Here is a 16046-nt window from a genome sequence, read left to right as displayed (position 1 = left end):
CCCTTATCTCTTCAGGTCATTTAAAAACTGAGACGGCGTTTTACCAAACTCCTTTTTAAAGGCTTTGGTGAAGTAGGCCTGTGTTTGGATCCCAACGCGCATCATAATTTCGGTAAGGGAAGCATCCTCATGCGTCATAATATGGATGGCTTTGTTTAGCCTGATGGTACGGATGAATTCTACAATGGACTGGCCGGTGAGCCGCTTAATAAGCTCGTATAATTTGGTGCGGCTCATGTTAAGGTTGGCGCAGAGGTAATCAACATCCAGGTCGGGATTTTCTAACTGGGCCTCTATTACCGTCACCAGCTGGTCCATAAACTGTTTGTCTTTATTGGAGTGTACTGTTTCCTTTACTTCTGCCTGGTAATCGTGCGTGTAACGTTCTTTAAGCTGGTCGAGCTGTAGAAATACATTCCTGATGGTGAGCAGCAGCAGGTTAATGCTTACCGGTTTAGAAAAATAGAAATCGGCACCGCTTTCTATACCCTCCAGCTTTGCCTCCAGCGAATCTTTGGCGGTAAGCAGGATAAAGGGGATATGTTTGGTTTGCTCGTCCTGCTTTATCAGTTTACAAAGCTCAATGCCGTTCATATTCGGCATCATCACATCGCTGATGATCATATTTGGTGCCCGTTCATGCGCCATTGCCAGGCCTTCCTGCCCGTCTTTCGCTTCTATTACCTGGTAAATGCTGCCCAATATTTCTTTCAGGAAAGTTCGCAATTCAGTATTATCTTCCACCAGCAGGATGTACCTGACGGAAGCATTTGCACGGGGTTCAGCAACTTGCTCCTTGTGGTCGGTACCCTCTTCGGGCTGCTGCCATTCGGTGGTTACGCTTTCCAGCAGTACGGGTTTGTTTTCACTTATCCAGCGCTCGTTTGCATGGTAATCTGCTTCATCAATCGGTAGCGCTATCAAAATTTCCGTGCCCTTATTGCGTTCGCTATACACATTAATGCAGCCTTTATGCAGCAAGGTAAGCGTTTTTACAAATGCCAGCCCTATACCCGAACCCAGGTGCGTAGACGTAATGCGGTAATACCTTTGAAAGAGGTGTTTGATAGATTCGGCGGAGATACCAATGCCGGTATCGGCCACCAAAATATACATGTATTGCCTGGCCTGGTAGGCGTTGGTGATTTTCAGTTCGTTTTGGTAGGATGGCTTAAACTCACGCTCATCAAAAAATAGCTTCACGGTAATTTCGCCGCCATCGTTGGTGTACTTGAAAGCGTTATTGATAAGGTTCAGCAATATTTTTTCTAAGAGCTGCCTGTCGAAGAAGACCTCTTTGCCAGCAAGATCGAAATTTTGAAGTGTAAATTTAATATGCTTTTGTTCTGCCCAAAGGTCAAACTCGCCGGTTATCTCGTTCATAAAAACGGTGATATTGCCAGGGGTAACGTTCAGCTTCAGTACGCCAGCTTCTGCCTTGCGGAAATCCATCAGCTCGTTTATCAGGTTCATCAGGCGGGTAGCATTGCGGTACATCAGCTGGTAGGCGCGGCTTTGTTCAGGCTGGGCGCCATTCCCCATCAGTTTTTCCAGCGGGCCAAGCAACAGCGTAAGCGGAGTACGGAACTCGTGTGAAATATTGGTGAAAAACTGTAGCTGTAGTTGGTGCACCTCCTCCTTTTTCTCTTCCTCCAGTTTTTTGAGTTGCAGGTTTTGCCTGTAACGGATAACGGCATACGCTATGCCGACACTTAATAATACAACCAATGTGCGAAACCACCAGGTTAGCCACCAGGGTGGTGTTATAGTAATGGTGATAGATCTGCCGACATTGTTCCAAACACCATCGTTATTGGCCGCTTTCACGGTGAAGGTATAATCACCGGGATCGAGGTTGGTGTAGGTGGCCTGCGGTGCCGTGCCGCTGTAGTTAAAGTTTTTATCAAAGCCGGTTAGCTTGTAGGCGTATTTGTTATTCTCGGGAGCGAGGTAATTTAGCGCGGCAAAGCTGAACGAAATGCTGGATTGCAGATAATTGAGTTGGATGTGCTGCGTTAGGCTGATGTCTTTTTCCAGTGTTGAATCTTTCCCGGGTAACATCGATTTATTGAAGATCTGAAAATCGGTAATGTAAACCGGCGGCACGTAATGGTTGCTTTTAATATCCCGGGGATAGAAGGCGTTAAAACCGTTAATGCCACCGAAGAACATTTGCCCGTCCTTGGTTTTCATATAGGCGTTCACTTCAAACTCCATCGCCTGCAGGCCATCGCTGGTGTTGAATTTATTGGCGTGGCGGGTCGCTGGATTCAACTTAACCAGGCCATTAGATGTAGATACCCAAAGGTTGCCCTCCCCATCTTCGGTAAGGCCTTTTATAAAATCGTGGGCCAGGCCGGCGTCGGTAGTAAAAAGTGAGAACGCGTTTTTCTGTTTATCGTATTTGTATAAGCCGGATTGCCCTATCCATAACCCGCCGGAATGGTCGGTAAATATCACGCGTATATCGGGTTTCTTGCTCTCCTTATCAAAGTAATGTTCAAATTTCTGGCTTTGCTTACGGTAACAGTTAAGTCCGCCGTCATCAGTGCCTATCCATAAATTGCCATCAATATCTTCATTAAGGGCGACTATATTATTGCCCTGTAGTTTTGTTTTGCCTGCCGGGTCGGTTATCACACGGGTAAACTTTTTAGTTATTGGATCAAAACGGTTCAAACCGCCAAAATAAGTGCCCACCCACAACACGCCGGCCTTATCCTGGTAAACGCTCTGCACAAAATCTGAGGAGATGGAGGCGGGGTTCGCCGGGTTGTTTTTAAAACTCGTAAATGTACCAAAGGCTGCCCCCATCAGGTTTAGGCCGCCACCCCAGGTAGAGATCCAAAGGCGGTTCTGCTGGTCTTCGGTAATATCCAGCACGGCATCGCTGCCCAGGCTGGTGCCATCATTAACCCGGTGGCGATAGGTGGTAAAAGTTTGTTGCTGCTGGTTAAACAGGTTCAAGCCGCCGCCATCGGTACCCACCCATATCCTGCCGTAATGGTCTTCTTCAAAGCATTTTACATCGTTATAGCTCAGGCTGTTCGCGCCAACTTCCTGCCGGTAAACGTTGAATTTTTTAGCGCCCGGGTTATATAAGTTTACGCCGCCGCGGTGTGTGCCTATCCAGAAGTTGCTCTGCCTGTCTTCAAATATGGCAGATATGGTCCGTTGGCTCAGGCTGTAGGGTTTGGCAGGCTGGTAGGTGTATTTGGTAAAGTCCTCCGTATCGCTGTTGAACAGGTTTAAGCCACCGTTAATGGTCCCAGCCCAAATATGGCCGGCCTTGTCGCGCAGCAGGCTTAAAACCTGGTCGTTACCAAGGCTGGCAGCGTTAGCATCACTATGGCGGTAGGTTTTATACTTGCCATCCGGGTTTAACACCATTAATCCTTTGCCTTTTGTGGCAAGCCACACCTGCCCGTTTAGTCCGTCTTGAATAAAATTAATGCCCAGGCCACTATCCTTTATTTGCATGGTGAAGCTTTTGGTGCCTGGCAGGTATTTTACCAATCCGCCATCAGTCGCTATCCAAATGTTTTTTTGGTGATCCTGCAGGATGTAATTGATAGAACCCTGCAGCATGGGGCTTGTAATGTGCGAGAATTTTTTGCTGCCGCGATCAAATATATCCAGGCCTTTGTTGGTGCAGATCCAGAGGTTTTTATCCGCATCTTCTATTACAGCGTTGATGGTATTACCTGTGATGCTGTTTGCATTAGCCTGTTTTACGTAGGAGGTGAAAGATTTTGTGGTTTCGTCAAACCGGTTGAGCCCGTTTAGTGTGCCTATCCAAAGGGTGTTTTGTTTATCGGTATAGAGGCAGGTGATGTAATTATCGCTTAAGGTGCCGGTGTTGCCTTTTTCATTCCGAAATACCGTCATCCGGTAACCATCGTAGAGGTTCAGCCCGTCGCGCGTGCCTATCCAGATAAAGCCCCGGCTATCCTGGGTAATGGCTTCGATGGTACTATTTGATAAGCCCTGCTCGTAATTAATATGCTTAAAAGTGATGCCCGATGCCTGAGCAAAAGAGGAGGTTTCAGAAAACAACAATACACAGCTGGTCACTGCCACAATGCGCAGGCAAAAGCAAACTAACCGGGCTAAAATTTTAGTCATGATTTATTCTTAGTAATTGCTTTTAAGGCTAACGGGCAATCCCCATAATGGTTATTCAATTATAGGCTTTATTGCTTGATTTATTTTGAAACAGGCCCAATTAATGAACTTTTGCCGCATAAAAATGCTGATTTGGACAATTTTTAAGCTGATTTGCACAAAGCCCCGGGCATAAAGGCAGCCTATCTTGCAACTGTTTTGTAACACGCCAATTGTACCGATTTTCTTGTTTGACAATTTTTGCCGGCAATGCCATTGTTAATGCGGGGGATGAGTTCGCGGCGCTTGTTTATAAGCCGAACCAAACCAATTAAACCAATTAAATGAAAAAACTTTATCTAAAACTAACACTTTTATTAGTGTTTATTTTCACGGCGCTGTGCGTTCATGCGCAAACCGGCAGCATCAGCGGGCAGGTGCTTGATGAAACTGGGCTGCCCTTACCGGGTGCAACCGTTTCGGCGGGCGACAAGGCCACCATTACCAATACTGATGGTAAATACACGCTGACAGGTTTACCCGCCGGGAGTATTTCCGTGTCGGTAAGATTTGTGGGTTACCAGGTTTTGCAGCAAGTGGTTACCGTTAGCGGCGATACCAAATTCAACGCAAGCCTTAAGCCATCGTCTACAGGCCTTAACGAGGTAGTGGTGATCGGTTACGGTACCGTACAGAAGAAGAATCTAACAGGTGCCGTCTCTACGGTAACCTCAAAAGATTTCCAGAAAGGGAGTATCACCACGCCCGAACAACTAATAGCCGGTAAAGTGCCGGGTATCAGCATTACTTCGAATGGTGGTTCGCCGGGCTCTGGTAGTGTTATCCGGGTACGTGGCGGGGCTTCGCTATCCGCAAGTAACGATCCCTTGATTGTGATAGATGGCGTGCCGTTGAGCAACAATAGCATCTCGGGTGCATCTAACCCGTTGAGTTTGATCAACCCGAACGATATCGAAACCTTTACCGTGCTTAAAGATGCATCTGCTACGGCCATCTACGGTTCGAGAGCATCAAACGGTGTAATTTTAATTACCACTAAAAAAGGTACATCGGGTGCGCCTAAGTTTAACTTCAGCACACAGCTATCAGCCTATAAAGTTGGCAAAAAGTTGGATGTGCTTAGCCCATCTGCGTTTCGCGATTATGTAAATACCAACGGCTCTGCCGCGCAGATAGCCATGCTTGGTACAGAAAATACCGACTGGCAGGATAAGATCTACCAAACCTCATTGGGTACCGATAATAACCTGAGTGTTGCGGGTACTTATAAAGCTATCCCATTCCGTATCTCGGGCGGCTATTTAAGGCAGGTTGGTGTATTGGTTACCGATAAACTGCAACGTACCACAGGTAGCATTACTATTAACCCAAAACTGTTTGATAACCACCTGAAGATAGATGTGAACCTGAAAGGCGCTTTAACCGAAAGCCGCTTTGCAAACCAGGGCGCCATTGGCTCAGCCGTCTCCTTCGACCCAACGCAGCCGGTATACGTAAAAAACTCATTTGGTAACTATTACGAGTGGGCAAACACCAGCAGCGACGGCTCGGTTATTCCTAACCCCAACGCCCCCCGTAACCCTATCGCCTTATTAGCTCAGCGCAGCGATAACAGCCAGGTAAAACGCAGCTGCGGCAACGCCCAGTTTGATTATTCGATGCATTTTTTACCCGAGCTACATGCCAATCTAAACCTTGGGTATGATATCTCAAACGGTAAGGGTACTACCTACGTACCAGCTAACGCGGCGCAGAGTTTTGCCGTGCAGGGCCTGGATAACAACTATCAGCAAAACATCAGCAATAAAGTAGGGGAGTTTTACCTGAACTACATTAAAGATCTGAAAGGCATCAACAGTAACATTAACGTAACCGCGGGGTATGGTTACTATGACTTTTTAACCAAGATATTTTATTACCCAAGCTATAATGCCAACCATGTTGTAGTAGCGGGTTCTGAACCAGCCTTCGCGTTTGATAAACCACAAACCACGCTCATCTCTTACTATGGCCGTGCCATTTATACGTTCAATAACAAGTATATCCTGGCAGGTTCGGTACGTACCGATGGTTCATCGAGGTTTGCACCGGAGAACAGGTGGGGCGTATTCCCGTCGGCAGCTTTCACCTGGAGGATAAACCAGGAGAACTTCCTGAAGGAATCTAAAACCATCAGCGACCTGAAACTTCGTTTAAGCTACGGTGTAACCGGTCAGCAGGATGGCATTCCATACTACTCTTACCTGCCTACTTACGCGCTGAGCGTTGCCGCTGCCAAATACCAGTTAGGCGATACGTTTTACGGTATGTATGCGCCGCAGGCATACGATAAATCGATCAAATGGGAGCAAACAGCTACTTACAACGCCGGTATGGATTTTGGCTTGTTTGATGGCCGTGTAAATGGTAGTGTTGACGTTTATTTCAAAAAAACAAAGGACCTGCTGAACAATATCCCGATTCCTTTAGGTTCAAACTTTAGCAATACCATCACTACCAACGTGGGTAATATTGAAAACAAAGGTGTTGAGTTTGCCATCAACGGAGCGCTGGTAAAAAGCAGCAGCTTTAGCTGGGATGCAGGGTTTAACTTTACCTACAACGGCAACAAGATCACCAGGCTTACTAATGTAGAAAACCCTACTTACCCGGGTGTGTTAACCGGCGGTATCTCCGGCGGAACGGGCAATACGGTACAGATCAACTCGGTAGGTTATAACACTTATTCGTATTACCTGTACAAACAAGTTTACGATGCGGCGGGCAAACCCAAAGAGGGTATATATGAAGACCTTAACGGCGATAACATCATCAACGAGAAGGATCTGTACCGCTTCCAGTCTGCCGTACCTAAGTATATCTTAGGTTTCAGCACACAGTTGAGCTACAAAAAATGGTCGCTCTCTACCGTGTTGCGCGCAAACCTGGGCAACTATGTTTATAACAACGTAAAGGCCAACATCGGGGTGACACGCAACCTGCTTAACCCGGCCGGGTTCCTGGGTAACGTAAGCACCGAGATCTTTAAATCGGGCTTTGATAACAACCAGTACCTCAGCGATTATTATGTAGAGAACGGCTCGTTCCTGCGGATGGACAACTTAGGGCTATCGTACAACGCGGGTAAAATATTCGGGCCAACCAGCAAAGTTGGGCTGCGCCTGAATGCCAATTGCCAAAACGTGTTCATCGTTACCAAATACTCCGGCCTCGACCCGGAAATAAGCAGCGGTATCGATAACAATTTTTACCCGCGCCCGCGCACATTTGTATTAGGTGTTAACCTTGATTTTTAATTACGACCATGAAAAAACTTAATTATATAATAGGCTTATCCGCGCTGATCATTTTATCGGCCGGGTGCAAAAAGGACCTTAACCGGACGCCAACCAACGCCATTACTGCGGATGTGGCTTACAATACCCCAGCCGGCTACAAGCAGGTATTAGCCAAAATGTACGGCGGCTTCGCCCTAACTGGCAACGGCGGCCCCGATGCATCTGTAGGAGATGTTGCAGGGATAGACCAGGGTTCGTCAGATTTTTTACGCTTGTTTTGGAACCTGCAGGAACTAACTACAGACGAGGCGGCCATTGTTTGGAACGACCCCGGTTTGCAGGATTTCCATGTGATGAACTGGACATCCACTAACATCATGATCCGTGGCTTGTATAGCCGCAGCATGTACCACATTACAGCATGTAACGAGTTTATCCGCGAATCGGCAGAGGCAAAACTGAGCAGCCGTAATATCACCGGGACAGAGGCGGATAACATTCGCCATTACCAGGCCGAGGCACGGTTTTTACGGGCCTACGAGTATTGGGTGTTGCTGGACCTGTTTGGCAACCCGCCATTTGTAACCGAGAACGACCCGATCGGTAAATTTATCCCTTCGCAGATAAAGCGTGCAGATTTGTTCACCTATATCGAATCGGAACTGAAAGCTATTGAACCCTTATTGGTTGATGCAAAGCAAAATGAGTATGGCCGTGCCGATAAAGCCGCCGCCAACGCATTGCTGGCAAGGCTTTACCTCAATGCCGAAGTATACACCGGCCAGGCGCGTTACACCGAGGCCATTACCGCCGCGCAAAAAGTGATCAGTTCGGGTTATACTTTAAACCCCAAGTATGCTAACCTTTTCCTGGGGGACAACAACGTAAACAACCCCGAAACCATATTGGCGCTTAACTACGATGGCGTAAACTCGCAAACATACGGTGGCACCACTTACCTAATAAACGCGGCTATCAGCGCGGCGCTCGATCCAAAAACCTTCGGCGTGCCCAACGGTGGCTGGAGCGGGATGCGTGCAACAAAAAACTTACCTCTGCTATTTGCTGATTATAGCGGCGCTACTGATAAACGCGCCATGTTTGCCGCAGGCAGCATCGAGATGAACGACATTACAGTTTACACCGATGGGCTTGCGGTAACCAAATTTAAAAATATCACTTCTACGGGTACTATCCCAGCTTCGGCAAATGGCGTGTATGCCTCTACCGATTTCCCGCTGTTTCGCCTTGCGGAAATGTACCTGGTTTATGCCGAAGCGGTAAAACGCGGCGGTACCGGTGCAGAAGGGCAGGCTATTACCTACCTTAACCTGTTGCGCACCCGTGCTTATGGCAATGCCAGCGGCAACATAACCAGCTATACCCTAAACGATGTTTTGGATGAGCGTGGCCGCGAATTGTATTGGGAAGGCTTCCGTCGTTCGGATCTGATCCGTTACGGTAGGTTCACCGGTGATAATTACCTGTGGCCATGGAAAGGTGGTGCCAAAGCAGGTAAAGGTGTTGAAGCCTTCCGTGTGCTTTATCCGTTGCCTTCAACAGATATTATTGCCAACCCCAATCTTGTACAAAACGCAGGTTATTAATATTTACAGATCATAAAAGATGAAAAAGAATATATCAAAGGCATTATTTGGCGCGCTGGCGCTGCTGATTATCATCAGCGGCTGCAAACGGGACGATATACTGGTTAAATCGTCAGACGGGACAGCGCCGGCACTTACCGCTACCGCGAGCACCGTGGTGCTTAGCAGCGATAAAGCAACCACCGAAGCCGTAGCTTTCAGCTGGAACAAGGCCGATTACGGCTACAACGCGGCGGTGCAATACACCCTGCAATTAGATAAGGCAGGCAATAACTTTGCCGCACCAAAAGAGTTCTCAATAGACGCGGCGGCCAGCGTGCAAAAATTTAACGTTGCCGATCTTAACAACGCCCTGGCATTAATGGGTTATTCGGCAGGTACGGCTTCCGGCCTGGAGGTAAGGGTTAAAGCAGAACTTCGACCCGGCGTAAACACGCTTTACAGCAATGCATTAAACCTCACGGTAACCACTTATCCCATCATCATTGTTTACCCGGGGTTGTTTGTGCCCGGTTCGTACCAGGGCTGGGCCCCGGCTACCGCGCCAAAAGTGGCGTCGGTAAAAGATGACAAGGTGTACGAAGGTTATGTCGATTTCAATAACGCTACCGACTTCGCTTTCAAATACACCGAAGACGTGGAGTGGAAAGTGAACTACGGCTGGGCAAGCAGCACCAACACCGACAGCTATGCCGGCGGTACATTTGCTGCCGGTGCCAGCGGGAATTTATTTGTACCTTCTAAAGGCTATTACCTGTTAAAGGCTAACGTAAATAACAGCACCTGGAGCGCCACCAAAACATCGTTCGGTATTATTGGCGATAGCACGCCGGGCGGCTGGGATAACGATACGGACATGACTTTTAGTTCTGCCACACAAGAGTGGAAGATAACTACTAACCTTGTTGGCGGTAAAAAGATAAAATTCCGCGCGAATGACAGCTGGGATATCAATTATGGCGATAATGCGCCTGCGAATGGTTTCCTGAAGCTGAACGGCGCTGATATCACCGTGCCTGCCGATGGTAACTACACCGTTGTTTTAAATTTATCAAACCCGGGCAATTACTCGTACACCATCACCAAAAACTAAGTAATGAAGAAACTATTTATAGGAATTAGCATCATAAGCACCGCCCTTTTTGCGGGCTGCACCAAAGATATTACCGCTCCCGATTTCCCGGACGCGCCGCTTGCTGCCAACTACGCAAAAGGGGCCGACGTAAGCTGGGTAAGCCAGATGGAAGCCGGCGGCATCAAATTTTATAACAACGCCGGCACCCAGCAGGACCTGTTCCAGATCTTGAAGAATAAAGGCATCAATTCCATTCGCCTGCGGGCGTGGGTAAACCCGGCCGATGGCTGGTGCAATACGGCCGATGTGGTAGCCAAAGCACAACGAGCAAAGAACGCGGGCTTCCGTATTTTGCTCGATCTGCATTACAGCGATATCTGGGCCGATCCGGGTCACCAGGCAAAACCTGCCGCATGGGTTGGGCAGGATATTACCGCCTTAAAAGTATCTGTAAGCACTTATACCGTGAGTATAATGAACGCGTTGAAAGACAAAGGCATTACACCCGAGTGGGTACAGGTGGGTAACGAAACCAATAACGGCATGCTTTGGGAAGAAGGTAAGGCATCTGTTAACATGAAAAACTATGCCGATTTGGTACAAGCCGGCTACGCGGCGGTTAAAAGCGTAAGCAGCACCAGCAAAGTTATGGTACACGTATCTAACGGGTATGATAATGGCTTGTTCCGCTTTATATTTGATGGGCTGAAGGCAAATGGTGCCAATTGGGATGTTATCGGTATGTCGCTTTATCCAACCGCGGCCAACTGGCAAACCCTTAATACGCAATGCCTCACCAATATGAACGATATGGTAACCCGTTATGGTAAAGAGGTAATGCTGGCGGAAGTAGGGATGCCCGTTGCCGAAGCTACGGCAGCAAAAGCATTTTTAACCGATATCATTACCAAAAACAACAGCCTTGCCGGTGGTAAGGGGCTGGGTGTTTTTTATTGGGAGCCACAAGCTTACAACGGTTGGCAGGGTTACCAATTAGGCGCTTTTGATGCCACAGGTAAGCCAACAATTGCAATGGATGCATTTTTAATAAAGTAAGTACCCGCGGTATTTTGGGCATTGTATTTTTAGCATTTCAACCAACATAAAACGTTCCGATGGAACGATGGAAGCAGACCGGTATCCCAGCGGGATACATTATGGGTAGAAAAAATTAAATGATGCAGTAGCGTTCCATCGGAACGCTTTATAAATTCTTGTATTACATATAATTGGTTGATGAGATTTAAGGCTTTAATAATTGTAACCTGCTTTTACCTGCTTGGCGCGGCCACTGTTGGCCGCGCGCAAACAGGCGTGCCTAAAAATAAGGCGAACGAAATTTATATCGATGCCAACGGCGTTATCCGCTTGCAAACGGATGATAGCGAGGCAAGCTTTTTCGGCGTGAATTATACGGTACCTTTTGCATACGGCTACCGCTCGCATAAAACCCTGGGCGTAGATCTTGAAAAAGCGATAGATGCGGATGTTTATCATTTAGCCCGGCTTGGCGTAACAGCCTTTCGGGTGCATGTTTGGGATACCGAGATCAGCGATTCGCTGGGGAACCTAAAAAATAACGAACACTTACGTCTGTTTGATTACCTTCTTGCCAAACTGGAGGAGCGTGGTATCCGTACCATTATTACGCCTATAGCTTTCTGGGGTAACGGCTATCCGGACAAAGATGAGCACACCGGTAGTTTCTCTGATGTTTATGGAAAGGACAAAGCCCTCGTTAACCCAAAAGCTTTTGAAGCGCAGGAGCGTTACCTGCTGCAATTTTTTAAGCACGTAAACCCCTACACCCATAAAACATACGGGGCAGACCGCTTTGTTATTGCTACCGAAATAAACAACGAGCCGCACCACAGCGGGCCAAAAACACTGGCTACAAGTTACATTAACCGCATGATGGCGGCCATCAAAAGTACCGGTTGGACAAAGCCCGTATTCTACAATATCAGCGAGTCGCCCTGGTATGCAGATGCTGTGGCGGCCTCTACGGCCAATGGTTTCAGCTTTCAATGGTACCCAACTGGGTTGGTATCCGGGCATGAGCAGCTCGGCAACCTGTTACCGCAGGTGGATCGTTATCATATCCCTTTCGATACTATCCCGGCGTTTAAAAATAAGCCGCGCATGGTTTACGAGTTCGAATCGGGCGATGTGCTGCAACCTTATATGTACCCGGCAATGGCGCGGAGTTTTAAAACGGCGGGCTTCCAGTGGGCCACGCAGTTTGCTTACGACCCTATGGCAACCGCCTATGCCAACACCGAATACCAAACACATTATTTGAATTTGGCCTATACGCCTTCAAAAGCCATTAGCCTGCTGATAGCCGGCAAGGTGTTTAGGCAGGTGCCCATATACAAATCGTATGGAACATACCCGGCGGATACCGTTTTCGCGGCGTTCCGCGTAAGTTATAAGCAGCAACTCAGCGAAATGAACGCGCCGACGGAATTTTACTATTCTAACACTACGTCGTCGGTGCCGGTACAGGCAAAATCCCTAAGGCATGTGGCCGGGGTAGGTTCTTCTCCGGTTATAAAGTACTCTGGCAGCGGCGCTTATTTCATGGACCGTGTTTCGCCAGGCGTATGGCGGTTGGAAGTAATGCCCGATGCGGTTCGACTTCGGGACCCTTTTGAACGGACCTCTTTGGATAAAAAGGTAACTGCTATAGTTTATGGTCAGGGGCAGATGCAGATAAGTCTGGATGATTTGGGTGCTGCGTATAGCTTCGTACAAATTAATGTACCCGGCACTTCGGCTATTGCAAACGGCAAGGCTATCATGGTAAAACCCGGCGTTTACCTGCTTAAAAGAAAAGGGCTCGCGCCTACCACATTCGCTGCGAATATGAAGGTAGGTACCCTGCGGATGAACGAGTTTTACGCGCCTGCATCTCAAAATGATGGCAGCACCAAAGCAGCAAAACCCCAAAACGGGTTTTCGGCATCGACGCCCAATAATGGCTTGCAACTTTACGAACCTACCGCCAACCGCGAAACCGCTACCATCTATTCACCCGAATGGAAGAGCGATACTTATGACTATATCACCGGGCAGCAAGGTAAAAAAGTGCTCGATCTTAAACACCTGTCTGGTGCCAAAGCCGGCGGGATGGAAGTTTTTGTAAAACCGGCATTGATGGCACACAAGTCCTATTTGCAGGGGTACAGATCGATCATAATAACCGCAGGGGCGGATACGGTGATGGACCTTAAAGTTACCCTGGTGGATGAAGACGCCAATGCCTATAGCGCCATAGTGAAAATTGATAAGCAGTTAAAAGAGATCAGGGTGCCGTTAAGCTCGCTTAAGAAAGATGAGATGGTGCTGCTGCCACGGCCTTATCCCGGTTTCCAGGCATTCAGCTTCAGGTCGCCCGGCGATGCAGGTTTGCAAATCCATAAAATAGAAAAACTACAGGTGACCATTCCGGGCCTATTTCAACATAAATTTTCCGTTCAACTCGGCGAAGTACGCTTAGAAACAACCAACTAAAACCAATTAATGAATTTTTTATCACGCTGCATTTTAGGGTGCTTAGGCACTTTTTGCATCCTTACCACATCTTTCGCGCAGCAAACTACCGGGCGCAAACGCGAATCATTTAACGATGGCTGGAAGTTTCAGTTGGGCAATGCCGCTGATGTAGCTAAGGACGCCAACTATGGGTTAGCAGTCATCTTCTCCAAATCAGGAAAAGCAGAAAACACGGCTATCGCGCCAAAATTTAACGACTCTGCCTGGCGAAATGTACAGTTACCACACGATTGGGCGGTTGAACTTCCCTTTGTAAATAAAGATAACGAGAACCTGAAAGATCATGGTTACCGCCCGGTAGGCGGGCTTTTCCCGCAGAACAGTATAGGCTGGTACCGTAAAAAGTTCAATGTGGCTGCGACAGATTCGGGGAGGCGTTTCAGTATTACTTTCGATGGCATCTTTCGCGATGCCAAGGTTTGGGTGAATGGTTTTTATTTGGGCGGAAACGAAAGCGGTTACGTTGGCTTCACCCGCGATATTACCGACTACGTTAACTTTAAAACGTCAAACGTAATTGTAGTACGTGCCGACGCCACCCAGGCCGAAGGCTGGTTTTACGAAGGTGCCGGCATCTACCGCAATGTATGGCTCAACAGTTACAATAACCTGAGCATTGCCGATGATGTATTTGTGCATACCGTGGTAAACGGCAATAAGGCCAATGTTAACATTGACGCTACCGTACAAAACCAGGGGCTTAAACCAACTACAGGCAGCTTTTATGCAGAAATAACCGACAGGAACGGCAAGCTTGTGGGTAAAACGCAGCCGCAGCAATTCTCGATAGCACAATCAGTCGGTCAGTTGATCAGGCAGCAGCTTACTTTAAACGACCCTAAACTCTGGTCGATAGAACAACCTTATTTATATCACGTTAAACCCATTGTAACGGTGGATGGCAGGCAGGTTGATAGCCGCGATATCCGTTTCGGCGTACGCACAGTTGAAATAAAGGCAGACGGGGTTTTCCTAAACGGAAAATCCATCAAGATAAAAGGGACCAATAACCACCAGGATCATGCAGGACTGGGTGCGGCTTTGCCTGATTATTTGCAATATTACCGCATCGGGTTATTAAAACAAATGGGGGCGAACGCTTACCGCACCAGCCACCATGCGCCTACACCCGAATTACTGGATGCCTGCGACAGCCTGGGAATGCTGGTGCTGGATGAACAGCGTTTGCTCAACAGTTCGCCGGAGTATCTGGATCAGTTTGAAAGGTTGTTAAAGCGCGACCGCAACCACCCAAGCGTGTTTCTGTGGTCGATAGGTAACGAGGAAGGCTACGCGCAAACCAACAGCTTTGGCAAGCGTATAGCGCAAACCTTACTGGCCAAACAGGTTCAGCTCGATCCCACCCGTACAAGCACTTACGCTGCCGATCTTGCGAACGTGTACACCGGAGTTAATGAAATTATCCCGGTTAGAGGTTTTAATTACAGGCAATTCGCGGTGGCAGATTATCATAAAGACCATCCAACCCAACCTATACTCGGTACCGAAATGGGGAGTACACTTACCACAAGGGGCATTTATGTAAAAGATACCATAACAGGCTACCTGCCCGATGAAGATATCACCGCCCCATGGTGGGCCAGCAAGGCCGAAGAATGGTGGCCGCTTGCCGCTAAAAACAACTATTGGCTGGGTGGTTTTGTATGGACGGGTTTCGACTATCGCGGCGAGCCAACACCTTTTAAATGGCCAAATGTAAACTCTCATTTTGGCTTGATGGATGTTTGTGGCTTCCCCAAAAATCTTTATTACTACTACCAATCGTGGTGGAAGGATGAGGATGTGCTGCACGTTTCGCCGCATTGGAACTGGAAGGGTAAAGAGGGGCAGAAAGTGAACGTATGGGTAAACTCCAATGCCGATGATGTAGAACTGTTTTTGAATGGTAAAAGCCTCGGCAAAAAAACAATGCCCCGTAACAGCCACCTCGAATGGGATGTTGCCTATCAGCCTGGGACTTTAAAGGCTGTGGCTACCCGCAAAGGCAAAAAGATAAGCAGCCAGGTAAAAACTACGGGAGAGCCTTATCAAATTAAACTCTCACCATCTAAAAATGTGTTGCTTGCCGACGGGCGCGACGCGGTTGTAGTGAACGTAAGTGTGCTGGACAAAAATGGGCTGGAAGTGCCTGATGCCTCCAACCTGATCGAGTTTCTCTGCGAGGGCGCTACCATCATAGGCGTAGGTAACGGCGACCCCAGCAGCCACGAAGCCGACAAAATGGACGGGCAATGGAAGCGAAATTTATTTAGCGGTTATTGCCAGGTAATTATACGGGCGGGGAATACCCCGCAAAAAGTAAGCATCAAAGCAGCATCAAAAAATCTGCTGAGTGCCGAGCTTCACTATTAACCCAAAGGCATCTTACTATACTTTAAATGG

Annotated in this window: 7 protein-coding genes; 6 read left to right on the top strand and 1 reads right to left on the bottom strand. The window is 47.9% G+C overall.

The genetic code is table 11. The features are described from left to right. Positions 1–3: 3 nt before the first annotated feature. Complete coding sequence (locus tag ABIX36_RS01720; protein WP_348080432.1) at positions 4–4125, bottom strand: two-component regulator propeller domain-containing protein; 4122 nt, start codon at positions 4123–4125, stop codon at positions 4–6. A 323-nt stretch (positions 4126–4448) separates the two neighbouring features. On the opposite strand from ABIX36_RS01720, the gene ABIX36_RS01715 reads away from it, so the two are divergent. The 6 genes from ABIX36_RS01715 (at position 4449) to galA (ending at position 16016) form a co-directional block, all read left to right on the top strand. Further along, a complete protein-coding gene (locus ABIX36_RS01715; RefSeq protein ID WP_348080431.1) occupies positions 4449–7421 on the top strand; it encodes a SusC/RagA family TonB-linked outer membrane protein in 2973 nt (990 codons plus the stop codon). A gap of 8 nt (positions 7422–7429) precedes the next feature. Continuing rightward, positions 7430–9010 carry a RagB/SusD family nutrient uptake outer membrane protein gene (locus tag ABIX36_RS01710; RefSeq protein WP_348080430.1) on the top strand — a complete coding sequence of 527 codons (1581 nt, stop codon included), beginning with the start codon at positions 7430–7432 and terminating at the stop codon, positions 9008–9010. A 19-nt stretch (positions 9011–9029) separates the two neighbouring features. Next, a complete protein-coding gene (locus ABIX36_RS01705; protein WP_348080429.1) occupies positions 9030–10103 on the top strand; it encodes a SusE domain-containing protein in 1074 nt (357 codons plus the stop codon). A 3-nt stretch (positions 10104–10106) separates the two neighbouring features. Further along, the gene (locus tag ABIX36_RS01700) at positions 10107–11141 is read left to right on the top strand and encodes a glycosyl hydrolase 53 family protein (protein ID WP_348080428.1); all 1035 of its coding nucleotides are present in this window, start codon (positions 10107–10109) and stop codon (positions 11139–11141) included. A 180-nt stretch (positions 11142–11321) separates the two neighbouring features. Continuing rightward, positions 11322–13601: a membrane or secreted protein gene (locus ABIX36_RS01695; RefSeq protein WP_348080427.1), complete on the top strand. Its 2280-nt coding sequence runs from the start codon at positions 11322–11324 to the stop codon at positions 13599–13601. A gap of 9 nt (positions 13602–13610) precedes the next feature. Further along, a complete protein-coding gene (gene galA / locus ABIX36_RS01690) occupies positions 13611–16016 on the top strand; it encodes a beta-galactosidase GalA (protein ID WP_348080426.1) in 2406 nt (801 codons plus the stop codon). Positions 16017–16046: the final 30 nt, after the last annotated feature.

This window comes from Mucilaginibacter sp. (assembly GCF_039925265.1).
Taxonomy (GTDB): Bacteria; Bacteroidota; Bacteroidia; order Sphingobacteriales; family Sphingobacteriaceae; genus Mucilaginibacter.
Note: the sequence above shows the minus strand (reverse complement) of the source record. Positions and strands in the feature narration are given on the sequence as shown.